The organism is Aquipseudomonas guryensis (assembly GCF_014164785.1).
GTDB lineage: Bacteria > Pseudomonadota > Gammaproteobacteria > Pseudomonadales > Pseudomonadaceae > Aquipseudomonas > Aquipseudomonas guryensis.
On sequence record NZ_JACJFN010000001.1, the window covers coordinates 1,435,730 to 1,460,129 of the forward strand.

23 protein-coding genes are annotated in these 24,400 nt (G+C 60.8%); 14 read left to right on the plus strand and 9 right to left on the minus strand.

What is annotated here, in order from left to right; all coding sequences use genetic code 11:
- The first annotated feature begins 64 nt into the window (after positions 1-64).
- Positions 65-1,408: a DUF1329 domain-containing protein gene (locus H3H45_RS06565; RefSeq protein WP_182832901.1), complete on the plus strand. Its 1,344-nt coding sequence runs from the start codon at positions 65-67 to the stop codon at positions 1,406-1,408.
- 52 nt (positions 1,409-1,460) lie between these two features.
- On the opposite strand, the gene H3H45_RS06570 is transcribed toward H3H45_RS06565, so the two are convergent.
- Positions 1,461-1,931 carry a hypothetical protein gene (locus H3H45_RS06570; protein WP_182832902.1) on the minus strand — a complete coding sequence of 157 codons (471 nt, stop codon included), beginning with the start codon at positions 1,929-1,931 and terminating at the stop codon, positions 1,461-1,463.
- Between the two features lie 152 nt (positions 1,932-2,083).
- Positions 2,084-2,758 (minus strand): GMP/IMP nucleotidase, encoded by a 675-nt coding sequence (yrfG, locus tag H3H45_RS06575; RefSeq protein ID WP_182832903.1) that lies wholly within the window; start codon positions 2,756-2,758, stop codon positions 2,084-2,086.
- Between the two features lie 108 nt (positions 2,759-2,866).
- On the opposite strand from yrfG, the gene nudE reads away from it, so the two are divergent.
- The 3 genes from nudE to H3H45_RS06590 are packed head-to-tail and all read left to right on the plus strand — an operon-like array spanning position 2,867 to position 4,702.
- Positions 2,867-3,433, plus strand: a complete 567-nt coding sequence (gene nudE, locus H3H45_RS06580) for an ADP compounds hydrolase NudE (protein WP_182832904.1) — start codon at positions 2,867-2,869, stop codon at positions 3,431-3,433.
- Positions 3,430-4,251, plus strand: a complete 822-nt coding sequence (gene cysQ, locus H3H45_RS06585) for a 3'(2'),5'-bisphosphate nucleotidase CysQ (protein WP_182832905.1) — start codon at positions 3,430-3,432, stop codon at positions 4,249-4,251. The genes nudE and cysQ overlap by 4 nt, the downstream gene beginning before the upstream one ends.
- Before the next feature lies 1 nt (position 4,252).
- Positions 4,253-4,702 carry a thioesterase domain-containing protein gene (locus tag H3H45_RS06590; protein WP_182832906.1) on the plus strand — a complete coding sequence of 150 codons (450 nt, stop codon included), beginning with the start codon at positions 4,253-4,255 and terminating at the stop codon, positions 4,700-4,702.
- A 64-nt stretch (positions 4,703-4,766) separates the two neighbouring features.
- Here the strand turns inward: H3H45_RS06590 and H3H45_RS06595 are convergent, their stop codons facing one another.
- The 7 genes from H3H45_RS06595 to rfbB form a co-directional block, all read right to left on the minus strand.
- On the minus strand, positions 4,767-6,650 hold the full coding sequence (locus tag H3H45_RS06595; protein WP_182832907.1) for a beta-ketoacyl synthase: 1,884 nt from the start codon (positions 6,648-6,650) through the stop codon (positions 4,767-4,769).
- A gap of 184 nt (positions 6,651-6,834) precedes the next feature.
- Complete coding sequence (locus tag H3H45_RS06600) at positions 6,835-8,211, minus strand: sigma-54-dependent transcriptional regulator (RefSeq protein WP_182832908.1); 1,377 nt, start codon at positions 8,209-8,211, stop codon at positions 6,835-6,837.
- Positions 8,208-10,016, minus strand: coding sequence for a sensor histidine kinase (locus tag H3H45_RS06605; protein WP_182832909.1), 1,809 nt, complete (start codon positions 10,014-10,016; stop codon positions 8,208-8,210). The genes H3H45_RS06600 and H3H45_RS06605 overlap by 4 nt, the downstream gene beginning before the upstream one ends.
- Positions 10,017-10,061: 45 nt before the next feature.
- Positions 10,062-10,931 (minus strand): dTDP-4-dehydrorhamnose reductase, encoded by an 870-nt coding sequence (gene rfbD, locus H3H45_RS06610; RefSeq protein ID WP_182832910.1) that lies wholly within the window; start codon positions 10,929-10,931, stop codon positions 10,062-10,064.
- Positions 10,928-11,473 carry a dTDP-4-dehydrorhamnose 3,5-epimerase gene (gene rfbC / locus H3H45_RS06615; protein WP_182832911.1) on the minus strand — a complete coding sequence of 182 codons (546 nt, stop codon included), beginning with the start codon at positions 11,471-11,473 and terminating at the stop codon, positions 10,928-10,930. The genes rfbD and rfbC overlap by 4 nt, the downstream gene beginning before the upstream one ends.
- Positions 11,470-12,342, minus strand: a complete 873-nt coding sequence (gene rfbA / locus H3H45_RS06620) for a glucose-1-phosphate thymidylyltransferase RfbA (RefSeq protein WP_182832912.1) — start codon at positions 12,340-12,342, stop codon at positions 11,470-11,472. Before rfbA ends, rfbC begins: the two co-directional genes overlap by 4 nt.
- Entirely contained in the window at positions 12,339-13,403 is a 1,065-nt protein-coding gene (gene rfbB / locus H3H45_RS06625; protein WP_182832913.1) for a dTDP-glucose 4,6-dehydratase, read from the minus strand. The genes rfbA and rfbB overlap by 4 nt, the downstream gene beginning before the upstream one ends.
- Positions 13,404-13,802: 399 nt before the next feature.
- On the opposite strand from rfbB, the gene wecB reads away from it, so the two are divergent.
- The 10 genes from wecB to pseI all read left to right on the plus strand — a co-directional run bounded on the left by wecB (position 13,803) and on the right by pseI (position 24,341).
- Positions 13,803-14,942 (plus strand): non-hydrolyzing UDP-N-acetylglucosamine 2-epimerase, encoded by a 1,140-nt coding sequence (gene wecB / locus H3H45_RS06630; protein ID WP_182832914.1) that lies wholly within the window; start codon positions 13,803-13,805, stop codon positions 14,940-14,942.
- A complete protein-coding gene (gene wecC, locus H3H45_RS06635) occupies positions 14,939-16,213 on the plus strand; it encodes a UDP-N-acetyl-D-mannosamine dehydrogenase (protein ID WP_182832915.1) in 1,275 nt (424 codons plus the stop codon). Before wecB ends, wecC begins: the two co-directional genes overlap by 4 nt.
- A 42-nt stretch (positions 16,214-16,255) precedes the next feature.
- Positions 16,256-17,560: a nucleotide sugar dehydrogenase gene (locus H3H45_RS06640; RefSeq protein ID WP_182832916.1), complete on the plus strand. Its 1,305-nt coding sequence runs from the start codon at positions 16,256-16,258 to the stop codon at positions 17,558-17,560.
- A gap of 21 nt (positions 17,561-17,581) precedes the next feature.
- A complete protein-coding gene (gene pseB, locus H3H45_RS06645; protein ID WP_182832917.1) occupies positions 17,582-18,580 on the plus strand; it encodes a UDP-N-acetylglucosamine 4,6-dehydratase (inverting) in 999 nt (332 codons plus the stop codon).
- Positions 18,581-18,583: 3 nt separating this feature from the next.
- The gene (gene pseC / locus H3H45_RS06650; RefSeq protein ID WP_182832918.1) at positions 18,584-19,744 is read left to right on the plus strand and encodes a UDP-4-amino-4,6-dideoxy-N-acetyl-beta-L-altrosamine transaminase; all 1,161 of its coding nucleotides are present in this window, start codon (positions 18,584-18,586) and stop codon (positions 19,742-19,744) included.
- On the plus strand, positions 19,741-20,436 hold the full coding sequence (gene pseF / locus H3H45_RS06655) for a pseudaminic acid cytidylyltransferase (protein ID WP_182832919.1): 696 nt from the start codon (positions 19,741-19,743) through the stop codon (positions 20,434-20,436). The genes pseC and pseF overlap by 4 nt, the downstream gene beginning before the upstream one ends.
- A complete protein-coding gene (pseG, locus tag H3H45_RS06660; RefSeq protein WP_235983370.1) occupies positions 20,400-21,524 on the plus strand; it encodes a UDP-2,4-diacetamido-2,4,6-trideoxy-beta-L-altropyranose hydrolase in 1,125 nt (374 codons plus the stop codon). The genes pseF and pseG overlap by 37 nt, the downstream gene beginning before the upstream one ends.
- Positions 21,521-22,060, plus strand: a complete 540-nt coding sequence (gene pseH, locus H3H45_RS06665; protein WP_235983377.1) for a UDP-4-amino-4,6-dideoxy-N-acetyl-beta-L-altrosamine N-acetyltransferase — start codon at positions 21,521-21,523, stop codon at positions 22,058-22,060. The genes pseG and pseH overlap by 4 nt, the downstream gene beginning before the upstream one ends.
- 55 nt (positions 22,061-22,115) lie before the next feature.
- Positions 22,116-23,069, plus strand: coding sequence for a hypothetical protein (locus H3H45_RS06670; RefSeq protein ID WP_182832920.1), 954 nt, complete (start codon positions 22,116-22,118; stop codon positions 23,067-23,069).
- Between the two features lie 225 nt (positions 23,070-23,294).
- Positions 23,295-24,341, plus strand: a complete 1,047-nt coding sequence (gene pseI / locus H3H45_RS06675; protein ID WP_182832921.1) for a pseudaminic acid synthase — start codon at positions 23,295-23,297, stop codon at positions 24,339-24,341.
- The last annotated feature ends 59 nt before the right edge of the window (positions 24,342-24,400 follow it).

Sequence of the window (24,400 nt, forward strand, 5' to 3'; positions counted from 1 at the left end):
TGCGGCCTACACTGGCTATAGAAAAAGAACAGCGGCACGTACGACGTGCTGCGAGGAGATCGCTGTGTTGAGAACCATTGCAATTCTGCTGTTGGCAGCCGCCGCGCTGCCTGTCCAGGCGCGCGTTGATGCCGCCCAGGCTGCCCGCCTGGGACAAGACCTGATGCCGTTGGGCGGCGAGCGTGCCGGTAACGCTGCCGGCACCATCCCGTCCTGGGAAGGTGGCCTGAGTACGCCGCCGGCCAGTTTTCAGCCGGGCATGCACCACCCCGATCCGTATGCGGCCGATAAGCCCCTCTATCGTGTCGACGCCAGCAACCAGGCGCAGTACAAGGCCCAGTTGGCTCCGGGCTTTCAAAAACTGCTGGAAAAGCATCCGGACTACTTCCTCAGCATCTACCCGACGCACCGCAGTGCTGCCGCGCCCCAGCGTATCTATGACGCCACGCGCTACAACGCCAGCAATGCCAGCATGATTTCCGGTGGCAACGGGGTCGAGGGCACCGCGGCCGGCATCCCGTTCCCGTTCCCGCAGAATGGCACCGAGGCGATCTGGAACCACATCATGCGTTACCGCGGTGACCAGATCCGCATGATCACCAATCAGGCAGCGGTGCTGGCCAACGGCGACTACACCCTGCTCAAGCGCGACCGTGACATTCTCTTCGTCTATGGCCGTGAAGGGGTGACCCCGGCCGATCTGGACAACACCCTGTTCTTCTACAAGTACGTGGTGACCGCACCGAGCAAGTTGTCCGGCTCTTCGCTGGTGGTCCAGGAAACCCTCGACCAGGTTCTGGCGATCCGCAAGGCCTGGCGCTTCAGCCGTGGCGAGCGGCGCGTACGTCGTCTGCCGATGCTGGCCTATGAGGCCATGCAGCCAGACACCAACGGCATGGCCACTGCCGACGTGGTCGACGCCTATAACGGCGCCCCGGATCGTTACGAGTGGAAGCTGGTCGGCAAGCAGGAAATGCTGATGCCGTACAACAGCTACGCCGTACACCAGAAAGGCATCCCCTACGAGAAGATTCTCCAGGCCAAGAGCGTCAACCCCGAGCTGCTGCGCTACGAGCTGCACCGCGTCTGGGTGGTCGAGGCCGACTTGCGCAAGGGCCACAGCCACCCTTATGCCAAGCGTCGTTTCTACTTGGATGAAGACAGCTGGCAGATCCTCGCCGTCGACCTTTACGACAAGACCGGCGCCCTGGTTGGCCTGCAAGAAGCCCATCCGATCAGCTACTACGACGTACCGATGTTCGGTAGCACCCTGGAAACCATCTATGACTTCAAGGGTGACCGTTATTTCGTCGACGGTCTCGACAACAACGAGCCGATGTATGACTTCAACGTCAAGCTGAACAAGGGCGACTTCACTGCGTCGGCCCTGCGCCGCGAAGGGATCTGATTCCAACGCCCAAGAAAAAGCCCGCAATCGCGGGCTTTTTTGTGTCTGCCGATCAGTCGTCGTGATCGTGACGGTGATGTTTCTTGTGCTTCTTGTGTTTCTTGCCGTAGTGGTGGTCGTGATGGTCGTCGCTGTAATAGCGGCGGCGATCACTGTCGTGCCCGTCGTCGCTGTCGCCATAGGCGTTGCCCAGCGCGCCGCCAGCGCCACCGCCGACGGCGGCGCCGATCAGGCCGCCAGTATCACCGCCGACCTTCTGCCCGATCACATTGCCGCCCGCTGCGCCCAGGCCGCCGCCGATGGCTGCTTCGGTACGGTTGCGCTTGTCCGCGCCGACCGCGCTGCCGGCTGCGCCGCCGAGCCCGGCACCAATCGCGGCGCCGGTATCGCCGCCGACTTGTTGGCCGACCACCGAGCCCAGTACGCCACCGAGGGCGCCACCGACGCCGGCTTCGGTGTTGCCGGCCAATGCGCCGGCGCTGGCCAGGCTCAGGGAAAGCAGGAGCAGAGAGGAATACTTCATGGATACAAAACCTCTGGGTGGGTAACGCGCGCATCCTGCCAGCGCGCGGCGGGCAGACAAGTGCTAAGTGCGGGGCTTGCGAGGCACTTCACGGCCTCGGAAAAATTGCTGCGGCTTGGCGAACTCGCGGCCCGTCAGCGAGTCAGGCCAAGTTAGCCGGACGCCTGCAGATCCGCGCAGAGCAGCCGGTAGTCCTCCACTGCGGCGAATTCCTCGGTGTCCTTGGCGTCCTTGCGGCTGTCCGGTTGGCGCACGGCCAGCAGCTGGGCAACGCCGAAGCGCCCGGCGCTGCGCAGGATCGGCAGGCTGTCGTCGATGAACAGGCTGCGCGCCGGATCGAAGGGGAAGTCCTGTTGCAGGGCGAACCAGAACTGCTGGTCTTCCTTGGGAAAGCCATAGTCGTGGGAGCTGATCAGGCGGTCGAAGTAGGGCGCCAGCTCGACCCGCTCCAGCTTCAGCGACAGCGAGTCGCGGTGGGCGTTGGTGATCAGTGCCACACGCTTGCCGGCGTCGCGCAGGGTCTTGAGAAAGGTGTCGGCATCCGGGCGCAGGGCGATCAGGTGGGCCACTTCACGCTTCAGCTCGCGTACCGAGAGGTTCAGTTCGCGACTCCAGAAATCGGTGCAGTACCAGGACAGCTGGCCGGCATGCTCACGGAACAACGGCAGCAGTTCGGCCTCGGCGGCGGCGCGGCTGGTGCCATGCAATTCGGCATAGCGCTGCGGCAGGTGTTCCAGCCAGAAGTGGTTGTCGAAGTGCAGGTCGAGCAGGGTGCCGTCCATATCCAGCAGGACGGTATCGATATCGGCCCAAGGCAGCAGTGGCATGATGAGTTCTTGCGTGAAATGGTTAACAGAGGTGTACGGATGCAATATCCGCCACGGACAATCCGGATCAGCAGGGTATGATACTCGTTCGTTTCAAGGAGTGATCCCATGCGTGAGAAACCTGTCGTGCTGGCCCGCGAGATCGTTGCGAGCAGCCGCCTGTTCCGCGTCGAGGAACTGCAGCTGCGCTTCGCCAACGGCGTCGAACGCACCTACGAACGTCTGGTCGGCAAGGGTTCCGGTTATGGCGCGGTGATGGTGGTGGCGATGCTCGATGCCGAGCATGCGGTACTGGTCGAGGAATACTGCGGCGGTACCGACGACTACCAGCTGTCGCTGCCCAAGGGCCTGGTCGAGCCCGGCGAGGATGTGCTCGATGCGGCCAATCGCGAACTCAAGGAGGAGGCCGGTTTCGGCGCCCGTCAGCTGGAGTGGATCGCCGAGCTGAGTCTGTCGCCCGGCTACATGAGCCAGAAGATCCAGGTGGTCCTGGCCCGTGAACTCTATGAAGAAAGCCTGCCGGGTGACGAACCCGAGCCGCTGCGGGTTGATCAGGTCAGTCTGCGCGAGCTGAGCAGCCTGGTGCAGCACCCCCAATTCACCGAGGGGCGCGCCCTGGCCGCCCTCTATCTGGTCCGAGACCTGTTAAGCCAACGCGGAGAGTTTCACCTGTGAGTCATCCCTATCTGTCGGCGGTCATCGCCCTGGTGCAACGTGCCGGCCAGGCTACCCTGCCGCATTGGCGCAACGATGTGGTAGTCAACGAGAAGGCCGATGCCTCGCCGGTGACAGCTGCCGACCTGGCCGCCCACCACATCCTCGAAGCCGGCTTGCTGGCGCTGGCGCCGGATGTGCCGGTGCTGTCCGAAGAAGACAGCGAGATTCCGTTAAGCGAGCGTGCGACCTGGCAGCGCTGGTGGTTGGTCGACCCGCTGGATGGCACCAAGGAATTCATATCCGGCAGCGAGGAATTCACCGTAAACGTGGCGCTGATCGAGCGCGGCCAGGTGGTGTTCGGCGTGGTCGGCATCCCGGCCAATGGCCGCTGCTACTACGGTGGTACCGGGCTGGGTGCCTGGCGCATGGAAGCCGGCGGCGAGCCGCAGGCGATCAGCGTGCGCCTGGCTCCGGCCGAGGCCTTCACCCTGGTGGCCAGCAAGCGCCACTCCAGTCCGGCCCAGGAGCGTCTGCTCGAAGGCCTGTCCGAGCGTTTCGGCGATCTGCAGTTGGCCAGTGTCGGCAGCTCGCTGAAGTTCTGCCTGCTCGCCGAAGGCAATGCCGACTGCTATCCGCGCCTGGCGCCGACCTCGCAGTGGGACACCGCGGCTGCCCAGGGCGTGCTGGAAGGCGCCGGTGGCGAAGTGCTCGACCTCAAGGGCGAGGCGCTGACCTACGAGGCGCGCGAGTCCTACCTCAACCCGTCCTTCCTCGGCCTACCGCAGGCGGCCGCCTGGCGTGCCGAGCTGGTCCAGCTGGCCCGCGCGCTGGACTGAGATGGACGGCACCTGCCGCTACCTGGAGCAGCTGCTGCACCAGGACATTCCGCTGACCCAGGCCCTCGGTCTGGGGGTGTCCAGTTGGGATGGTAGCGAGCTGCACCTGAGCCTGCCGCTGGCGGCCAACCTCAATCACAAGAGCAGCATGTTCGGCGGCAGCCTGTATTGCGGTGCCGTGCTGGCCGGCTGGGGCTGGTTGCACCTGCGCTTGCGCGAGGCAGGTGTGACGGATGGCCATATCGTCATCCAGCAAGGGCAGATCGACTACCTGCAACCGGTACTCGGCGATGCCCTAGCAGTCTGCACCGCCCCGCCCGCTGCGCAGTGGGACAAGTTCCTCGCCCTCTACCGGCGCCGTGGCCTGGCGCGCATCAGCCTACATAGTCGCATTCTGGCCGACGAGGCCGAGGCAGTGCGTTTCAGTGGTCAGTACGTGCTGCACCGCTGAATCACCCCTCTCCCGGAGGGAGAGGGAGCTGCACCGAGAACTCCTAGCGCCTGCCGATGTTCACTCACAGCATATCGGCGTAGCGCTCATCCTTCTTGTACCGCAGCGGCTGGGCAAAGCCCGGCACCTGAATGCCTTCGGCGCTGAACTGCAGCTGCTGGTCATCGATCAGGTCATGGCCGAAGTTGTAGAGGATGTCGAACTGGCCGAGCAGGGCCTGCTGGTCATACTGGCTGGCGGCGGCGCGGGTGTGTTCGCGCTTGGTCTGCCAGGCGGCGAAGGCTGCCTCGCCATGGCGTTTGCGCAGCATGCGCTCGGCCACCTGCGGTGCCAGCAGGACGCCGGTGGCGTTGTTGCCACCGAAGCCCTTGGAGTTGAGGAAGCACACTTCCATGCCGTCCATGCGGCGGTCGCGCACGTCCAGGCTGATGTGCTGGCGATGGACGTCGTCGGCGACCTTGTCGATGGTTTTCAGCCCTGGCAGCAGGCCGTGGTGAAAGGTGCCGAGAGCCGAGATCAGCTGGTCGCCGCTGGCCGGTGCCAGGGAATGACCGACGAAGGCCTTCACCGCGGTCACCGGCCAGGCCTCAATGCCGAAGGCGGCGGCCACGCGGTCGAGCAGTTCCGATTCGCTGACCCGGTTGGCCGGGGTGCTCGAGCCGTGGGCGTGGACGAAGCTGCGTTGGCGCACGGCTTCGCTGCCGAGCAGTTGGGTGGCGCTGGCCACAGCCTTGGCCAGGGTCAGGTAGTTGCCGGGGCCGGGGGCGGAAATCGACTTCTTGAAGCCATCGGCATTGATGAACACGTCGGTCACCGCACCGTGGATATCGGCGCCCAGCTGCAGGGCCAGCTCATCGTCCATCAGCACGATGAACTGCGCCGATTCGGACAGGGTGAAGCCGCAGTTGTCGCCGAACGGGCGGCTGGCGCGGCGGAAGTCGACGTCATCGCGTCCCTCGATCTTGCGCAGGCCTTCCTCGGTGGCCAGCGCGCCCATGGCGCCGTAGCCGTCGATGAACTCCTGGGTGATCGGTGCCTCGCTGTTGCCCACCAGCACCACGCGTGCCTGGCCGCTGGCGATCTGTTCGATGCCTTTCTGCAGGTTGTAGAGGAAGGTTGCGCAGGCGCCGGTGACGCTACCGGTGGTGCCGACACTGCCCAGCACATAGGCGTTGATGAAGTCCGCCGGCATGCTGTTGAGGCCCAGCGGGCACTGCTTGGCGGTAACCCGGCCGCCCTTGAGGCGCGCCTGCAGCATGCCGCCGAAACCGTTGTCGTCCATCTGGCTCATGCCGCTGCCAGCGAACACCGCCACTTCATCCGGTTGCACCTGGGCCATGATGTCGCTCCACGGCAGGCCGATGGAGCGCAGGGCGTCGGTGGCGCCGACCACGGCCATCTGCAGGCCGCGCGGGTGGAAGTGCGAGTGGTACAGCGCGGCGGGATCGAAGCCGCTGGGCAGCTGGCCGGCCGACTTCACCGGCAGGGCGCGATAGCTGTCGACCTTGAATTCGCAGCTGTCATGCAGGGTAACCCGCACCAGTTGCTCGTCGATGGACTCGACGCTCCAGTTGGCCGGCAGTGGTTCGGGCAGTTGCTTGCGCGTGGTGGTGAACTGGGCATTGCTGGTGGTCAGGCTCTTCTGCCAGTGGGCGGCATCCACATCCAGGTAGCGCTTCTCGATGCGCCGTACCAGGGTGCCGGCGAGGATCGCCTCGGCGTGCTGCGCCTCGATCTCGGCCAGGCTCAGGGGGGCGCCGGCCAGGCTGTGGTAGCGGCCATCGATGACCTGCACCAGCTGCATCATCACGGCCAGACCGGCCAGGGTCTGCTGGCGTGCGGCGTTGTCCAGGGTTTCCAGCACGGTGCGGCGGAAGCCGTGGTGGAAGGAACTGCGGCCTGCGGCGTTATAACCGCCGAAACCCACGATGACGGGTAGTCGGGACATTACATGGAACTCCTGCAATCGACCTGTAGCACGCAGGGCTGGTGGGCGCAGGGGGTGTCGGGAGATATCCGACAGCAACAGGCTCCACAAGCCATACGGCAATGCCGGGTGGCGACTCAAATGAATCGGGATACCAGGGTGACGAGGTTTATGACTGATGAGTCACTCGCGGTCTTGCAGGTATTCAGTCCCCGTCGTCAGGACTATTGCCTGCGAAATCCAGGCCATGCTTGCGCAACTTGTCGTGCAGGGTCTTGCGCGCGATGCCCAGGGCTTCGGCCAGGCTACGCAGGGAGGTATGCGCATTGGCCATCTCGGCACTGATCAGCGCGCGCTCGTAGGCCTCCACCTGTTCGCCGAGGTTCTGTCCGCTGGCGGCACTGGCCTGCATGCCCGACGGCCGGTCGAGGCCCAGCTCCAGGCCGATGGCGAAGCGCTCGGCAGCGTTCTGCAGCTCGCGCACATTGCCCGGCCAGGCATGGCCCAGCAACTGGGCGCGCTGGGCGACCGGCAGGCTGCGGCTGGGCAGGCCGTGGCGGCTGCTGGCGCTGTCGGCATAGTGCTGGAACAGCTGCAGGATGTCCTCGCCGCGCTCGCGCAGCGGCGGGATGCGCAGTGGTGCGACGTTCAGGCGGTAATACAGGTCGGCGCGGAAGCGGCCCTGGTCGGCCGCCTGGCGCAGGTCTTCCTTGGTCGCGGCAATCACGCGGATATCCAGGGGGATCAGCTGGTTGCCACCGAGGCGTTCGACCACCCGCTCCTGCAGCAGGCGCAGCAGTTTGACCTGTACATCGGCGCTCATGCTCTCGATCTCGTCGAGGAACAGGGTGCCGCCATTGGCGAATTCGAACTTACCGATGCGCCGTTTTTGTGCGCCGGTGAAGGCGCCTGGCTCATGACCGAACAATTCGCTCTCGACCACCGACTCGGCGAGGGCGCCGGCGTTGATGGCAACGAACGGCCCATTCTTGCGCGCGGAGAGGTCGTGCAGGGCGCGCGCCACCACTTCCTTGCCGGCGCCGGTCTCGCCGAGTATCAGCACATCGCTGTTGATCGCCGCCAGGGCGCCAACCTGTTCGCGCAGGCGCTGCATGGCCGGCGACTGGCCGAGCAGGCGCGTAGCGAGCTGGTTACGGTCGGCTAGGGCCAGGCGCAGGCTGCGGTTGTCCAGCACCAGGCGGCGCAGTTCCAGGGCGCGGCGCACGCTGTCGAGCAGCGCGTCGCTGGCGAAGGGCTTCTCCAGAAAGTCGTAGGCACCGGCGCGCATGGCCTGCACCGCCAGCGGCACGTCGCCGTGGCCGGTGATCAGCAGCACCGGCAGCTCGCTGTCCTGTTCGTGCAGCTGCTGCAGCAATTGCAGGCCGTCGATGCCGGGCATGCGGATATCGCTGACCACCACGCCCGGCCAGTCGGCCGGGATGCGCTGGGCCACGCCCTGGGCATCGGCCAGGGCCTCGACGCGGAAGCCGGCGAGGTCGAGGGTCTGCGCCAGCGCCTGACGCAGGTGGGCATCGTCGTCGATCAGCAGGATCTGGATGCGGCTGTCGATGACACTGCTCATGAAAACTCCTCGGTTGCAGCCAGGTTGGCGCCCGGAGTGGCATGGCGCAGCTGCAGGGTGATCTGCGCGCCGCCGTCGGGGTGGTTGGCCAGCAGTAACTCGCCGCCCAGGGCGCGCATCAGTGTCTCGCAGATGGCCAGGCCGAGGCCGAGGCCCTGGGTGCTAGTCTTGGTGGTGAAGAACGGCTCGCGCGCATGCTCCAGAGCCTGGGCGGAGAACCCCGGGCCATTGTCACGCAGGATCAGGTTGACGCCAGTCGGCGTGCTTTCGGCACTCAGCCACATGCGTCGCGGTGGCGCCTTCTCGCTGAGCGCATCGCAGGCATTGGCCAGCAGATTGCCGAGTACCTGGCGCAGTCGCGTTTCGCCGGCCTGGACCCACAGGGTGGCCTCAGGCAGGTCGCGGATCAGCTCCACGTCCAGCGCCCGGCGACGCTTGGCCAGCAGGGCCAGGGCATCATCCAGCGCTGGTTGCAGGGCCACGCTTTCCGGCGCATGGCGGTCGCGCCGGGCGAAAGCGCGCAGATGGGCGATGATCGAGGCCATGCGCCCGGTCAGCTCACTGATCTGCTTGAGGTTACCGCGCGCCTCATCAGTGCGCTGGTGGTCGAGCAGCACGCCGGCGTTGTCGGCATAACTGCGGATCGCCGCTAGCGGCTGGTTGAGCTCGTGGCTGATGCTCGCGCTCATGGTGCCCAGCGCGCTCAGCTTGCCGGCCTGGACCAGCTCGTCCTGGGTGCGTAGCAGCTCCTGTTGAGCCTGTTCGCGCTCCAGCACTTCATCCTTGAGGCGGTCGTTCAGGGTTTCCAGATCGTGGGTGCGCTCCAGCACGCGGATCTCCAGTTCGCGCTTGGCCCGCGCATCCAGAGCGATGCGCTCTATATAGTGACGGCGGCGTTGCAGCAGCAGACCGAGCAAGGCGAGCAGCGCCAGTAGGCTGGCGGCGCCAATGGCCACGGCGGTGCGCACCGGGCGCTCGACCAGCTGGCGCGGGGCAAGGATGCTGGCGGTCAGCCCGGTCTCTTGCAGCGCGCGGCTCTGGATCAGCCAGGCACTGTCGTCCAGTTGCAGTGGCGTAGGCGCCTGGGTCGGGTAGGGTTGGTTGGCGGCGATGGCGGCGCGCTCGGCGTTATCCAGCGGCCGGGTGGCACGGAAGCGCCAGTCGCGGTGCGAGGAGATGATCACGACGCCGTTGCTGTCGGTGACCATCAGCTGTTCCGGGGTATTGCCCCACAGCGACTCGGCGTCGTCCAGGTCGACCTTGACCACCAGGATGCCAATTACCCGCTCGCCGTCGCGCACGGGACTGGAGAAGAAGTAGCCACGCTTGCGCGAGGTGGTGCCGAGGCCGAAGAAGCGGCCCTGCTTGCCGGCCAGCGCCTCGCGGAAATACGGGCGATAGGTGAAGTCGCGGCCGACGAAGCTGTCCTGCTGGTCCCAGTTGGACGAGGTCAGGGTTATGCCCTGAGGGCTCATCAGGTAGATCACATCCGCGCCGGTTTCCTCGCGTACCCGGGTCAGCAGGCGGTTGGCCCGGTCCTGCTGGGCACGGTCGTCTGGCGTGGCGAGCAGCGCGCGCAGGGGTGGCAGGTCGGCGAGGATATTCGGCAGGACCTCGAAGCGCCGTAGCGTGCCGAGCAGGTTGGCGACATACAGATCGAGGGTCTGGCGGTTCTGCTCGATCAGCTCGTCGCGGTAGTAGCGCTCGGCCAGTTGCTGCAGCGGCCACAGTAATGGCGCGAGCAGCAACGCCAGCAGGGCCAGGCTGCGCCAACGGGGGCGGCGGGGTGTCGGAGTCGGGGTCATGTCGCACTGCGCTTGAGGGACAGACGCATTATGCACTGCAGAATCTCAGCGCGGATTGGCCAGGCACTCCAGCAGTGCGTCATGCCAGTTGGGTAGGCGGATGTGCCATTCGCGTTGCAGTCGCGAACAGTCCAGGCGCGAATTGAGCGGGCGCTGCGCTGGCGTCGGGTAAGCGCTCGAGGGGATCGGTTGCAGGCGTGCGCAGGGTTTGCCCTGCAGGCGCAGTTGCTCGCCGATGGCACTGGCAAAAGCGAACCAGGAAGTTTCGCCCAGGCCGCTGAGGTGATAGGTGCCCCAGGGGCCGGCCTGACCGTTCTGCCAGTGCTGGATCAGCTCGCCAGTGGCGCGGGCAATGCTGCCGGCCCAGGTCGGTGCGCCGATCTGGTCGGCAACCACGCGCAGCTCCTCGCGCTCCTGCAGCAGGCGCTGCATGGTCAGCAGGAAGTTCTTGCCATGCAGCGAGTAGACCCAGCTGGTGCGCAGGATCAGGTGCTGGCCGCCGACCTTGCGGATAGCTTCTTCGCCCGCCAGCTTGCTGCGTCCGTAGACGCCCAGCGGGCCGGTGACATCGTCTTCGCGGTAGGCTCCATCCTTGCTGCCATCGAACACATAGTCGGTGGAGTAGTGGATCAGTGGCACATCCAGCGCTGCTGCTTCCTCGGCCAGCACGCCGGGCGCCTGGGCGTTGATGGCGAAGGCCAGGTCCGGCTCGCTCTCGGCCTGATCCACCGCGGTGTGCGCTGCAGCGTTGATGATCAGGTCCGGGCGCAGTGCGCGCACCTGACGGCGGATCGCCTCGCTGTCGGCCAGGTTCAGCTGTTCCTGGCCGAGTACCAGCAGCTCGGCTTTATCGGCCAGGCTCAGCTGCAGCTCGCGGGAAACCTGGCCGTGGCGGCCGGTGATCAGCACTTTCATGGAAATAGCTCGGCGTCTTGCAGGCTCTTGCCGGCCAGGTCCTTGGCCGACAGTTGTGGTGTGCCGTCGAGCTGCCAGTCGATGGCCAGGGTCGGATCGTCCCAGCGAATCGAGCGTTCGTGGGCCGGGGCGTAGTAGTCGGTGGTCTTGTAGAGAAATTCGGCATGCTCGCTGAGTACCACGAAACCGTGGGCAAAGCCTTCCGGCACCCAGAGCTGGCGCTTGTTCTCTGCCGATAGGCGCACGCCAACCCACTTGCCGAAGTTGGCCGAGCTGCGGCGGATATCCACCGCCACATCCAGCACTTCACCGACGGTGACGCGCACCAGCTTGCCTTGGGACTGCTCGACTTGATAGTGCAGGCCGCGCAACACGCCGCGCTGCGAGCGCGAGTGGTTGTCCTGAACGAACTCGCGCTGCAGGCCGGTGGCTTCGGCAAAGGCCTTGGCGTTGAAGCTTTCGTAGAAGAAGCCACGCTCGTCGCCGAACACCTTGGGCTCAAGGATCAGCACTTCCGGCAGTTCGGTCGCTATCACCTTCATGGATGCTCTCCGGCCAGTTGGTAGAGGTACTGGCCATAGCCGGTCTTGCCGAAGGCCTTGGCCTGGCTGAGCAGCTGCTCACGGTCGATCCAGCCATGCTGGAAGGCGATCTCTTCCAGGCAGGCGACTTTCAGGCCCTGGCGGTGCTCGATGGTCTGCACATATTGCGAGGCTTCCAACAGGCTGTCATGGGTGCCGGTGTCGAGCCAGGCGAAGCCGCGACCAAAGCGCTCCACGCGCAAGTCACCGCGCTGCAGGTAGGCGTTGTTTACGTCGGTGATTTCCAGCTCGCCGCGTGGCGACGGCTTGACCGCCTTGGCAATCTCGATGACGTCGTTGTCGTAGAAATACAGGCCGGTCACCGCATAGCTGGACTTGGGCTGCTTGGGCTTCTCCTCGATGGAGATGGCTCTGCCCTGGGCGTCGAACTCGACCACGCCGAAGCGCTCCGGGTCGCTGACCCAGTAGCCGAACACGGAAGCGCCACTGGGCTCGGCTGCTGCACGCAGGAGCATTTCGCTGAAGTGCTGGCCGTGGAAGATGTTGTCACCCAGGATCAGGCACACCGGATCCTTGCCAATGAATTCTTCACCGATCAGGAAAGCCTGGGCCAGGCCATCTGGTGAGGGCTGCGCGGCGTAGCTGAAACGCACGCCGAACTGGCTGCCGTCGCCGAGCATCTTCTCGAACTGCGGCAGATCGTGCGGGGTGGAGATGATCAGGATTTCGCGGATACCGGCCAGCATCAGCACCGAGATCGGGTAATAGATCATCGGTTTATCGTAGATCGGCAGCAGTTGCTTGGACACGCCCAGAGTGATGGGGTGTAGGCGAGTGCCGGAACCACCGGCGAGGATGATTCCTTTCATGCTGAGGCTCCAAGGCGTTCACGTTGATAGCTGCCGTCCTGTACGTGGCGGCACCATTCGAGATTATCCAGGTACCACTGCACGGTCTTGCGCAGGCCGCTGGCAAAGGTTTCCTGCGGCACCCAGCCGAGCTCGCGCTCGATCTTGCCGGCATCAATGGCGTAGCGCTGGTCGTGGCCAGGGCGATCCTTGACGAAAGTAATCAGGTCTTCGTAACGGCCCAGGCCTGCTGGTTTGCCCGGCGCCAGCTCTTCCAGCAGGGCGCAGATGGCGCGCACCACGTCGATGTTCTTTTGCTCGTTATGCCCGCCGATGTTATAGGTCTCGCCAACCTGGCCTTCGCTGACCACCTTGATCAGCGCGCGGGCATGGTCTTCGACGAACAGCCAGTCGCGCACCTGCAAACCGTCGCCGTAGACGGGCAGTGGCTTGCCATCCAGGGCGTTGAGAATCACCAGCGGGATCAGCTTTTCCGGGAAGTGGAACGGCCCGTAGTTGTTTGAGCAGTTGGTCAGCAATACCGGCAGGCCGTATGTGCGCTGCCAGGCACGTACCAAGTGGTCGGAGGCTGCCTTGCTGGCCGAGTAGGGCGAGCTGGGGGCGTAGGGCGTGGTTTCAGTGAACAGGTCGTCCGCGCCATGCAGATCGCCGTAAACCTCGTCGGTGGAAATATGGTGGAAGCGGAACGCCTGTTTGCGCTCATCCGGCAGGCTCGACCAATAGGTGCGAGTGGCTTCCAGCAACTGATAGGTACCGACGATGTTGGTCTGGATGAACTCACCAGGTCCGTCGATGGAACGGTCGACGTGGGATTCGGCAGCCAGGTGCATGATGGCGTCTGGCTGGAACTCGCGCAGTGCCCGACCGACGGTCTCGCGGTCGCCGATGTCGGCCTGGACGAACTGGTAGTGCGGGTGGTTCTCGACGGAGGCGAGTGACTCAAGGTTGCCGGCATAGGTGAGTTTGTCGAGGTTGAGTACTTCGTGATCCGTGCCGACCAGTAGGTGACGAACCAATGCGGAGCCGATAAAGCCGGCACCGCCAGTGATCAGAATTCGCATAGAAGAAGTCACAGCTCCGGCGGTAAAAAGGCCCGCTAGATTGGCTGTATCCACGACTGATGGCAATGGGATATGGGAGGGGGAGCTGACTCCGCACTTTCCCTTGGGGTAAGTATGGGTTTTGCTCCAAATTTTGTACAATGTGTGGCCTTTAGCGAACAGGCGTTCGATTGGTCTTCGCGATGGCTGGTGGTTTTGTGGCGCCAGTTTCTGGGCGTATAATGGCGATTTGCCATCCGTTTCAGTGACGTGCTCGCGCTTCCTGTGGGGTGGCTAAGCCCACTGCCCAGTGACTCGCGTCAGAGCGAGTTCTTCTCATTTTTTATTTTATCTAGGGCTGAGCGATGGCAGCCGTGTGGTCCCGACTGGTTTCGGTGTGACCGCGAAAAGGATTTTTTGATGTCTCTCAGAGTGTTGTGTGTCTTCGGTACGAGGCCGGAGGCCATAAAGATGGCGCCCCTCGTGCTGGCGCTGAGGGGCGATGTGCGCTTCGAGGTCGGAGTCTGCGTGACCGGCCAGCATCGTCAGATGCTGGATCAGGTGCTGGAGCTGTTCGATATCCAGCCGCACTTTGACCTGCAAATAATGAAGCCTGGCCAGGACCTTACCGACATCACTACCGCCGTGATGCAGGGTATGCGCCGTGTACTCTCGGAGTTCAGTCCGGATATCGTGCTGGTGCATGGCGATACTTCCACGGCGCTGGCCGCCAGCCTGGCCGCCTACTATCAGCAGATTCCCATTGGTCACGTCGAGGCCGGGTTGCGCACGGGTGATCTTTACTCGCCATGGCCAGAAGAAGCGAACCGACGACTGGTCGGAGGGCTTGCTGAGCTGCACTTCGCGCCCACCGTGGCGTCACGCGAGAATCTGCTGCGAGAAGGCGTCGCACCTGAGCGTATTCAGGTCACCGGTAATACCGTGATCGATGCGCTGCAGTTGGCCGTCGGCAAGTCGCAAGCAGACCAGGCGCTGCATCAGGAACTGTCGAGTCAGTTTGACTTTCTGAAAGAAAAGCGCAGGTTGATTCTGGTCACCGGGCATCGCCGGGAAAGCTTTGGTGGCGGCTTCGAAAGAATATGTGCTGCGCTGCGGCGTACCGCCGAGCGCTATCCGGATATAGACCTGGTCTATCCTGTGCATCTAAATCCGCAGGTGCGCGAGCCTGTTCAGCAACTGCTGAGTGGTGTTGACAACATCCACTTGCTGGAGCCGTTGGACTACCTCCCATTCGTTTTCCTGATGAGCCGGGCGTATCTGATTCTCACCGACTCCGGTGGCATCCAGGAGGAGGCGCCTTCCTTGGGTAAGCCGGTACTGGTGATGCGGGAAAACACCGAGCGGCCAGAGGCTGTCGATGAGGGTACCGTGCGACTTGTTGGTACCTCGGTGGATGGCATCTGCACGAACATTGATCAGTTAATCGGCAACCAACAAGCCTATGAAGCCATGAGCAAGGCGCATAACCCCTACGGTGACGGCCAGGCCTGTATGCGAATACTCACGGCCCTTGCGACATGGGCAGAGAAAAATACATGAAGTTCAAAGCTGTATCCGTGATTGGACTGGGCTATATCGGTCTGCCAACAGCCGCCGTATTTGCATCGCGCAAGATCCAGGTCATTGGTGTTGACGTTAGCCCTTCTGCGGTTGAAACCATCAATCGAGGGGGCGTCCATATTGTCGAGCCGGATCTGGATATGCTGGTTCATGCTGCAGTAACCGAGGGGTATTTGCGGGCTGTGACCACTCCTGAGCCGGCTGATGCTTTTCTGATTGCGGTTCCTACCCCATTCAAGGACGGACACCAGCCTGACCTGTCCTATATAGAAGCGGCATCTCGCTCTATTGCTCCTGTGCTCAAAAAGGGTGACCTAGTCATTCTCGAGTCCACTTCTCCGGTTGGTGCGACGGAAAGCATGGCGGCTTGGCTTGCGCAAGAGCGCCCTGACTTGAGCTTCCCGCAGCAGGTGGGCGAGGACTCTGACATCCGTATTGCACATTGCCCGGAGCGGGTGTTGCCGGGACATGTGCTCCGCGAGCTGGTGCAGAACGATCGCGTGATCGGTGGCATGACCGGCAAGTGCGCCGAGCGGGCGGTTCAGCTCTACAAAGCGTTTGTGGAGGGTGATTGCATCACTACCGACGTACGTACGGCGGAGCTTTGCAAGCTGACAGAAAATAGCTTCCGGGATGTGAACATTGCTTTCGCCAATGAGCTTTCGGTGATCTGCGACACCTTGGGAGTGGATGTCTGGGAGCTCATTCGTCTGGCCAACCGCCATCCGCGTGTCGACATCCTGCAGCCAGGTCCCGGCGTCGGTGGGCACTGCATTGCTGTGGACCCATGGTTCATCGTCAGCCAGGCTCCGCAGGAAGCGCGTTTGATCCGCACGGCCAGAGAGGTGAATGACAGCAAGCCGCAGTGGGTGTGCAATAAAGTCGACCAACTGGTTGAGGATGTCGTGCTGGCTTCCGGAAAGTCGCGGCGCGAGCTCAAGATTGCCTGCTTCGGCCTGGCCTTCAAGGCCAATATCGATGACTTGCGGGAAAGCCCGGCGCTGGCGATTACGCTCGATATCGCCAGGCGTTACCCGGCTCAAGTAGTTGCCGTCGAACCCCATATCCAGGAGCCTCCGCAGTCCTTGCAGGATGCCGGGGTGGAACTGGTCGACTTCTCCATTGCGGCGACCGCTGACGTTCTGGTTTTCCTGGTCGACCACCGGATTTTCAACGAAGAGTCACTGCTGCTACAGGGGCGTCAACGGCTCCTGGATACGCGCGGAAGTATGGCGGTTGCCTCTCGCTAAGAGGCGCGCCCCTGCATATTTGTTTTAGATAGGAGTTTTGAGATGAAGCAGCAGCTTCTTGATCGGTTGAGTGATCGTTCTGCCAGTATTGGTATTGTTGGTCTGGGATATGTTGGCCTGCCATTGGTTTTGCGCTATGCAGAAGTGGGCTACAAAGTAGTTGGCTTCGATATCGACCAATCCAAGATCGACTGCATTGCCCAGGGCAAGAGCTACATTGAGCATATTCCGGGTGCCGCCATTACCCAGGCCGTGGAACGTGGGTTCGAGGCAACAACCGACTTCTCGCGGGCCAGCGAGGTTGATGCGCTGATCCTTTGCGTGCCGACTCCGCTGAACAAGTATCGTGAGCCTGACCTGAGCTTCGTACTCGACACCACGGACTCGCTGGTGCCCTATCTGCGCCCTGGGCAGGTGGTTTCGCTGGAGAGCACCACCTACCCTGGCACCACGGATGAAGAGCTGCTGCCGCGTATCGAGTCGCGTGGCCTGGCAGTGGGTAACGAGATCTTCCTCGTGTATTCGCCAGAGCGTGAAGACCCGGGCAACCCTAATTTCACGACGCGTACCATTCCCAAGGTTTGTGGCGGTCACACCCCGGCCTGTCAGGAAATCGGTATGGCGCTGTATGGCCAGGTGATTGACCGCGTTGTTCCGGTTTCCAGCACGCGTGCCGCAGAAATGACCAAGCTGCTGGAAAACATCCACCGTGCCGTGAATATTGGCCTGGTCAACGAGATGAAGATCGTCGCTGACAAAATGGGCATCGATATTCATGAAGTGATCCGTGCTGCGGCTACCAAGCCTTTTGGTTTCGTGCCCTACTACCCGGGGCCTGGACTTGGTGGCCACTGCATTCCGATCGACCCGTTCTACCTGACCTGGAAAGCGCGCGAATATGGTCTGCATACGCGCTTCATCGAGCTGGCGGGCGAGGTCAACTCGGCCATGCCGGACTATGTGATTGCCAAGGTCAGCGGTGCGCTGAACGAGCGCAAGAAGTCGGTCAATGGCAGTCGGGTTCTGGTGCTGGGTATCGCCTACAAGAAGAATGTGGACGACATGCGCGAGTCGCCCTCCGTATTCATGATGGAGAAACTGCGTGACCTGGGCGCCGAGGTTCATTACAGCGACCCCCATGTCCCGGTGTTCCCGAAGATGCGCGAGCACCACTTCGACCTGTCCAGCGTGGCACTCAGTGAGGAGGTCGTTCGCAGCTATGACTGCATCCTGGTTGCGACCGACCACGACAAATTTGATTTCGACATGATCCGCCGCTGCGCCAGCCTGATTGTCGACTCCCGTGGCAGGTATCTCAGTCCTGCTGACAACATCGTCAAAGCCTGAGTGCGACCAGAGGATTATCTGATGCTTACCAACCAAACAATTCTGGTTACCGGCGGTACCGGGTCATTCGGCAACACCTTCGTGCCGATGACACTGGCCAAGTACAACCCCAAGAAAATCATCATCTTCTCGCGTGATGAGATGAAGCAGTGGGACATGGCCAAGAAGTTCCAGGGCGACCCACGCGTACGTTTTTTCATCGGCGATGTGCGTGACAAGGACCGCCTCTACCGCGCTCTGGATGGCGTGGACTATGTGGTACATGCCGCCGCCACCAAGATCGTGCCGACCGCCGAATACAACCCCTTCGAGTGCGTCAAGACCAACATCAACGGCGCCATGAACCTGATCGATGCGTGCATCGATAAAGGGGTCAAGCGCGTTGTGGCGCTCTCCACCGACAAGGCCAGCAGCCCGATAAACCTGTATGGCGCCACCAAGCTGGCGTCCGACAAACTGTTCGTCGCCGGCAACTCGTACTCTGGCGGACACGACACCCGTTTTGCCGTGGTTCGTTACGGCAATGTCATGGGCTCGCGTGGCTCGGTCATTCCGTTCTTCATGTCGATCAAGGACCAGGGGGTTCTGCCCATCACCGATGCCCGCATGACGCGTTTCATGATCTCCCTCGAAGAGGGCGTCGAGCTGGTCTGGCATGCCTTCGAGGATATGGAAGGCGGCGAGATCTACGTCAAGAAGATCCCTTCGATGAAGGTGACCGATCTGGCCCGCGTTGTTTCCCCCGAGGCACGTCAGGAGATCATCGGTATTCGCCCTGGCGAGAAGCTGCATGAGCAGATGATCAGTGCCGAAGACGCTTACTACACCTATGAGTATCCGGAGCACTTCAAGATTCTGCCCACCATCAACAACTGGGCTACCTGTGAGAAGCGCATCAAGGACGGCAGCAAAGTGCCAGAAGGCTTCGTCTACGCGAGTGATAACAACTCGGAGTGGATGAGCGATGCTGATCTGCAGGCATGGATTGATGTGAACCGCGAAAAGATCGGGAGCATCTAAGTCATGATCCCCTATGGCCGGCAAGACATCACTCAGGCTGATATCGATGCGGTGATCGAAGTGCTGCGCTCGGACTTCCTCACGCAGGGACCGATGGTGCCGCGTTTCGAGCAGTCCGTGGCTAGGCATGTGGGCGCCGGGCATGCCCTGGCGGTCAACAGCGCCACCTCAGCCTTGCATATTGCCTGCCTGGCACTGGGGCTGGGGCAGGGAGATTGGCTGTGGACCAGTCCGATAACCTTCGTGGCGTCCGCCAACTGCGCGCTTTACTGCGGCGCTCAGGTGGATTTTGTCGACATCGATCCGCACACCTACAACCTCAGCCCGGCAGCCCTTGCCGCCAAGCTCGAGGTGGCAGAGCGCGAAGGTAAACTGCCGAAAGTTGTCGTTGCCGTTCACCTCTGTGGGCAGCCGTGTGACATGCAGGCCATCGACGAGCTGGCTCGGCGCTATGGCTTCAAGGTCATCGAGGATGCTTCACATGCCATCGGCGGCAAGTATCAGGGCGAGTTCATCGGCAATTGTCGCTACAGCGATATAACGGTATTCAGCTTCCACCCGGTGAAGATCATCACCACGGCGGAAGGTGGGATGGCCTTGACCAACGATTCCGCGCTGGCTGAGAGCATGGCGCTGTTGCGTAGTCATGGCATTACCCGCGACCCGCAGCAGATGACCCACGAGGCTGATGGCCCTTGGTACTACCAACAGATAGGGCTGGGCTTCAACTACCGCATGACCGAGCTGCAGGCTGCGCTGGGCGTAAGCCAGATGGAGCGGCTTGATCAGTATGTTGCGCGCCGGCATCAGTTGGCCGAGCGTTATGACAAGCTGCTTGCAGATCTGCCTGTGGTCACGCCCTGGCAGCACCCGGACTCATACTCCGGCCTGCACTTGTATGTGGTGCGTTTGCAGTTGGATGAGCTGCGTACAACCCATGCCCAGGTCTTCGCCGCGCTACGCGAGCAGGGCATTGGTGTGAATCTCCATTACATCCCCGTGCATACCCAGCCGCACTACCAGCGCATGGGCTTCCAGGCTGGCGATTTCCCTGAGGCTGAACGCTACTACGCAGAGGCCATCAGCCTGCCAATGTTCCAGACCATGAGTGAGGAACAGCAGGATGTGGTGGTTTCGGCGCTGAAGAAAGCGCTGCAACCATGAGACTGGCAGTCATCCCGGCGCGGGGCGGCAGCAAGCGTATTCCGCGCAAGAACATCAAACTGTTCTGCGGCAAGCCGATGCTGGCCTGGTCGATCGAAGCCGCTCTGCAGAGCGGCTCTTTCGATCAAGTGATTGTCTCCACCGACGACCAGGAAATCGCCGCAGTGGCCCGGCAGTACGGTGCCACAGTGCCTTTTATCAGGCCACAACAGCTGGCGGACGACCACACCGGAACCATCCCGGTCATCCAGCACGCCATCGAGTGGTTCAACGATGAAGGGCATGCTGTTGAACTGGCCTGCTGCCTCTACGCGACGGCCCCTTTCGTGCAGGCTGAGGATATTCGGCGTGGCTTGGAGGTCTTGCTACAGACGGGCAGCGACTACGCCTTTACGGTCACCAGTTATGCCTTCCCCATCCAGCGGGCCATTCGCCTGACAGAGGCTGGGCGGGTCGCCATGTTCAATCCCGAGCATTTCAACACGCGCTCCCAGGACTTGGAGGAGGCATTTCACGATGCCGGCCAGTTCTACTGGGGGTGTGCCTCTGCCTGGTTGCGCGGTGATCCGATCTTTGGGTCGGGCTCCGCCCCTATTATGCTGCCCCGTCATCGTGTCCAGGATATCGACACCCAGGAAGACTGGGTGCGGGCGGAATGGCTGTTCAAGGCCATGCAAGCGCAGCTGGGTTGACGGTGATGAAGGTTGTCTTCCGAGCCGATGCCTCCCTCGCTATCGGTACTGGGCATATTTACCGCTGTCTGACGCTTGCCGACACCTTGCGTAGCCGGGGCGGCGAGTGTCATTTCATCTGCCGTGAGCATCCAGGCAACCTACTGACGCTGATAAGAGAGCGCGGCTATCCCGTGCATTCGTTCGCAGTGCCAGCGGACGCACCTGTTGGCGACGTTTTGGCTCACGCCCAATGGCTAGGGGTTACCCAGGAGCAAGACGCCAGGGACTGTGCGCCGCTTGTGCAGCAACTTTGCCCCGACTGGCTGGTGGTGGATCACTATGCGCTGGATGCCCACTGGGAGGGTGTCCTGCGGGCACATTGCGGCAACCTGCTGGTGATCGATGATCTGGCTGACCGCACGCATCTGAGCGACCTCCTTCTCGACCAGAATCTTGGCCGTACAGCCCAGGCTTATCAGGGCTTGGTTCCTGACCACTGCGTGGTCCTGGCGGGGGCTCAGTACGCCCTGTTGCGTCCTGAGTTTGCGCAGCTGCGCAGCTACAGCCTGCAGCGCCGTAGCCGGCTTGCTGGCGTCCGGCAGATACTCGTCAGCATGGGCGGCGTGGATCTACCGAATGCCACGGCTCAGGTACTTAGGGCCCTTCGCGACTGCGGCCTGTCAGCGGATAGTCATGTTAGCGTGATCATGGGTTCGACCGCACCGTGGATTGAGCGGGTGAAGGCGTTGCTGCAAGAGCTGCCTTTTTCCGGCGAGGTTCTGGTCAACGTCCGAGACATGGCGCAGCTGATGGCTAATAGTGACCTTGCCATCGGTGCCGCCGGTGGCTCGTCATGGGAGCGCTGCAGTCTCGGGCTCCCCACGCTGCTAGTGACCCTCGCGGACAATCAGCTGCCGGGAGCGCAAGCCCTGCATGAGGCCAAGGCTGCTCGCTGGCTTGGCGGCGTTGCGGATATTTCGCAGAAGCTTGCCCCGGCACTTACCGAGGTTTCTACGACCCTGGGAGCGTTCAATCTAAGTGCCGCGGCCGTTTGTGATGGAGACGGTGCAGGTCGAGTCGCTTCATACATGTTGGAGTCAGCATGAGCAAAGGCAGCGAAGGACTTTTGCGGGTCATGGAGGAAAGGGATCTCCAGTCCGTTCTCTCATGGCGAAACCATCCTGAGGTGCGTCGCTACATGTTCAACTCCGGAGAGATTTCCTGGAGTGAGCATGTGGCATGGTTTGCTGCTGCGTCTACCAATCCGCGCAAGCATCTACTGGTGTTCGAGTCGGGCGGAGCGTTACTGGGCTTCATCAACTTTAGCGAGTCAGCCGTTGGTGGCATTGCCGAGTGGGGCTTTCACGCAACTCCGGATGCTCCCAAGGGCACGGGTAAGCACATGCTCGGCTTGGCCTTGAGCTATGGGTTCACCCATTTGGGGTTACACAAGGTCTCCGCGCAGGTGCTGCAGGGCAATCCCCGCTCGCTGGCGCTGCATCGTAAGCTGGGCTTCATGGAGGAAGGTTGTCTTCGTGAGCAACACAGCGATGGCTCTGGCTATCAGTCGGTTTACTGTTTTGGTCTACTGCAGCGAGAATGGCAAACTTCCAAAGTTGCTGTAGAAGATTATTTAATATAGAGCGCTTATAGGCGTTTATTCCAGATAATATAATGAATACTTTGATGTGGCAGCCATGAAAAAAAAAGTATATATCCATATTGGTGCCCATAAGTCAGCATCAACGCTGATACAACAAAACATGAGGGAAAATAGAGCGCTTTTTAGAGAGAGATATGATTTAGATTATTTGCTGGTGGAGGATCTAGTTGATACACCTTTCATCAGGCATTTCAGAGCAATTGCAAATACTGAAAAGGCGATGAGCGAACATAGCTTTTTTGACAGTGTAGAGAAAACGAGAGAATACATAGATGAAGCTATAAGGCTTTCGCCATGCGGAAAAATTCTTATCTCATGGGAGGGTATTCTGGGGCACTCAGCACTTGATCGCTACCAAGGAATATATACTCATGTGAAGGCCGTTTCTGAATCGCTCAAGGCTATTTTTAAAAATCAAGATTGCCGTGTAGTCTTAATTGTTAGAAAGCAAGATAGCTTTATAGAGTCTTGCTATTTGCAGCAAATCAAGGAAGGCAGAACATTGTCATTCCAAGAGTTTATCGAGAGTATCGATATACATAGAATCTCTTGGTGCAATATAGCCGACACGTTGGAGTCGGATTTTGGCGAAGACTTCGGAGTCGTTCCGTTTGAGTCCATTACTATTCTTGGGGCTAAGTTGTTTCTAGGCTCATTTTTTAATTTTCTTATGGGGGAAAAAATAGACATGGAGGAGGTCGCCCTAATAGAAAATGCCAATAGTGGGTTGTCTGCTCGCGGAGTGGACATTTCTAGAGAGATCTTGCCTTATATAAGTGAAAAAAACCTAAGGGCTATGAAGAAATTAATTTTTGCTGAGTTTAATAGCTCCAAGCTTGGAAAGGCATCGTTTTTCGATGGTTTCACAAGAGCGTTGATAAAGAAAGCAAATGCAGAAGGTAATCGTGAGCTTTATATAAGGTATTTTTCTGAATTTATTTCATCTGCGGGAATGGAGTCTGATACTTTAAAAGCTTACTGGCTCTGATTTTTTATATTTGATATATCAGTTTATTATTCTTTGAGTTTTTTGCTTATTTTGCGGTCAGGCGGATGTTTGTAGTTTTTAGGGGCGAGTGGCTGTGGAGTCGAGCGCCTGAATAGATTCCTGATTCGCCGGATTATTGGCTGGCGAATTGGGAGTGGTAAAGTCTTCGTAAATTTTTATATTAATGTTTTTTTGGGCCTCATATAATCAATACTGGTGTATCCCATGATCTGTGAAATCAACGGTAGAAAGATCGGCAAAGGCTTTCCTCCCTACGTGATTGCGGAGCTGTCTGCGAACCATAATGGTTCTCTGGAGCGAGCACTCGAGACAATAAAGTCCGCATATGAGAGTGGCGCTCATGCCATTAAGATGCAGACCTATACCGCGGACACCATGACCATCGATTGCGACCGTGAAGACTTCATGATCCGCGGTGGATTGTGGGACGGCTACAAGTTGTATGACCTGTACAAGTGGGCGGAAACACCTTTCGAGTGGCATAAACAGATATTCGATTATGCTGGGCGCTTGGGTATCACCATCTTCTCCACCCCATTCGATGAGAGCGCCGTTGACCTGCTGGAAGAGCTTGGGGCGCCCGCTTACAAGATCGCCTCGTTCGAGGCGACTGACCTACCATTGATTCGGTATGTGGCACGTACGGGCAAGCCAATGATCATGTCCACGGGTATGTGCTCCGAAGAGGAGATCGCAGAGGCTGTAGCCACTGCGCGCGAAGCAGGTTGTCAGCAGTTAGTGCTGCTGCACTGCATCAGCAGTTACCCGGCACCGGTCGACCAGGCCAATCTCATGCAGATGCCGGTATTGGCTGAGCGCTTCGGCACCATCCCCGGCCTGTCTGACCACACCCTCGGCACTACCGTCTCGGTGGCTGCGGTTGCGCTGGGAGCCTGCGTGATCGAAAAGCACTTCACCATCAGCCGGGAAGACAAGGGGCCGGACAGCGAATTTTCGCTAGAGCCGCACGAGTTACAGCGCCTCTGTCAGGATACCCAGGACGCTTGGTTGGCATTGGGCAAGCCCGGCTTTGAGCGACAGCAGGCGGAGAGCGGTAACAAGCAGTTCCGCCGGTCTATCTATTATGTTCGGGACCTCAAGGCCGGTGATGTGATTACCGAGAAGGATATCCGACGCATTAGGCCGGGGTTGGGTTTGGAGCCGAAGTATTTTGACCAATTGGTGGGTGTAAAAGTTGTCAGAGATATTTCTCGTGGGACTCCGGTCACGTGGGCCTCTCTCGGTAAATGAATGAGCTGAATATTAGATAGCATAATTCTTGTGCCGTCAGTTTAGGGGCTTACCTGCTG

Excerpts from the sequence above, each read along its gene's own strand:
- H3H45_RS06570 (WP_182832902.1), bottom strand. The coding sequence starts at position 1,931 with ATGAAGTATTCCTCTCTGCTCCTGCTTTCCCTGAGCCTGGCCAGCGCC.
- yrfG (WP_182832903.1), bottom strand. The coding sequence starts at position 2,758 with ATGCCACTGCTGCCTTGGGCCGATATCGATACCGTCCTGCTGGATATG.
- nudE (WP_182832904.1), top strand. The coding sequence starts at position 2,867 with ATGCGTGAGAAACCTGTCGTGCTGGCCCGCGAGATCGTTGCGAGCAGC.
- H3H45_RS06590 (WP_182832906.1), top strand. The coding sequence starts at position 4,253 with ATGGACGGCACCTGCCGCTACCTGGAGCAGCTGCTGCACCAGGACATT.
- H3H45_RS06595 (WP_182832907.1), bottom strand. The coding sequence starts at position 6,650 with ATGTCCCGACTACCCGTCATCGTGGGTTTCGGCGGTTATAACGCCGCA.
- H3H45_RS06600 (WP_182832908.1), bottom strand. The coding sequence starts at position 8,211 with ATGAGCAGTGTCATCGACAGCCGCATCCAGATCCTGCTGATCGACGAC.
- H3H45_RS06605 (WP_182832909.1), bottom strand. The coding sequence starts at position 10,016 with ATGACCCCGACTCCGACACCCCGCCGCCCCCGTTGGCGCAGCCTGGCC.
- rfbD (WP_182832910.1), bottom strand. The coding sequence starts at position 10,931 with ATGAAAGTGCTGATCACCGGCCGCCACGGCCAGGTTTCCCGCGAGCTG.
- rfbC (WP_182832911.1), bottom strand. The coding sequence starts at position 11,473 with ATGAAGGTGATAGCGACCGAACTGCCGGAAGTGCTGATCCTTGAGCCC.
- rfbA (WP_182832912.1), bottom strand. The coding sequence starts at position 12,342 with ATGAAAGGAATCATCCTCGCCGGTGGTTCCGGCACTCGCCTACACCCC.
- rfbB (WP_182832913.1), bottom strand. The coding sequence starts at position 13,403 with ATGCGAATTCTGATCACTGGCGGTGCCGGCTTTATCGGCTCCGCATTG.
- wecB (WP_182832914.1), top strand. The coding sequence starts at position 13,803 with ATGTCTCTCAGAGTGTTGTGTGTCTTCGGTACGAGGCCGGAGGCCATA.
- wecC (WP_182832915.1), top strand. The coding sequence starts at position 14,939 with ATGAAGTTCAAAGCTGTATCCGTGATTGGACTGGGCTATATCGGTCTG.
- H3H45_RS06640 (WP_182832916.1), top strand. The coding sequence starts at position 16,256 with ATGAAGCAGCAGCTTCTTGATCGGTTGAGTGATCGTTCTGCCAGTATT.
- pseB (WP_182832917.1), top strand. The coding sequence starts at position 17,582 with ATGCTTACCAACCAAACAATTCTGGTTACCGGCGGTACCGGGTCATTC.
- pseC (WP_182832918.1), top strand. The coding sequence starts at position 18,584 with ATGATCCCCTATGGCCGGCAAGACATCACTCAGGCTGATATCGATGCG.
- pseF (WP_182832919.1), top strand. The coding sequence starts at position 19,741 with ATGAGACTGGCAGTCATCCCGGCGCGGGGCGGCAGCAAGCGTATTCCG.
- pseG (WP_235983370.1), top strand. The coding sequence starts at position 20,400 with ATGGCTGTTCAAGGCCATGCAAGCGCAGCTGGGTTGACGGTGATGAAG.
- pseH (WP_235983377.1), top strand. The coding sequence starts at position 21,521 with ATGAGCAAAGGCAGCGAAGGACTTTTGCGGGTCATGGAGGAAAGGGAT.
- H3H45_RS06670 (WP_182832920.1), top strand. The coding sequence starts at position 22,116 with ATGAAAAAAAAAGTATATATCCATATTGGTGCCCATAAGTCAGCATCA.
- pseI (WP_182832921.1), top strand. The coding sequence starts at position 23,295 with ATGATCTGTGAAATCAACGGTAGAAAGATCGGCAAAGGCTTTCCTCCC.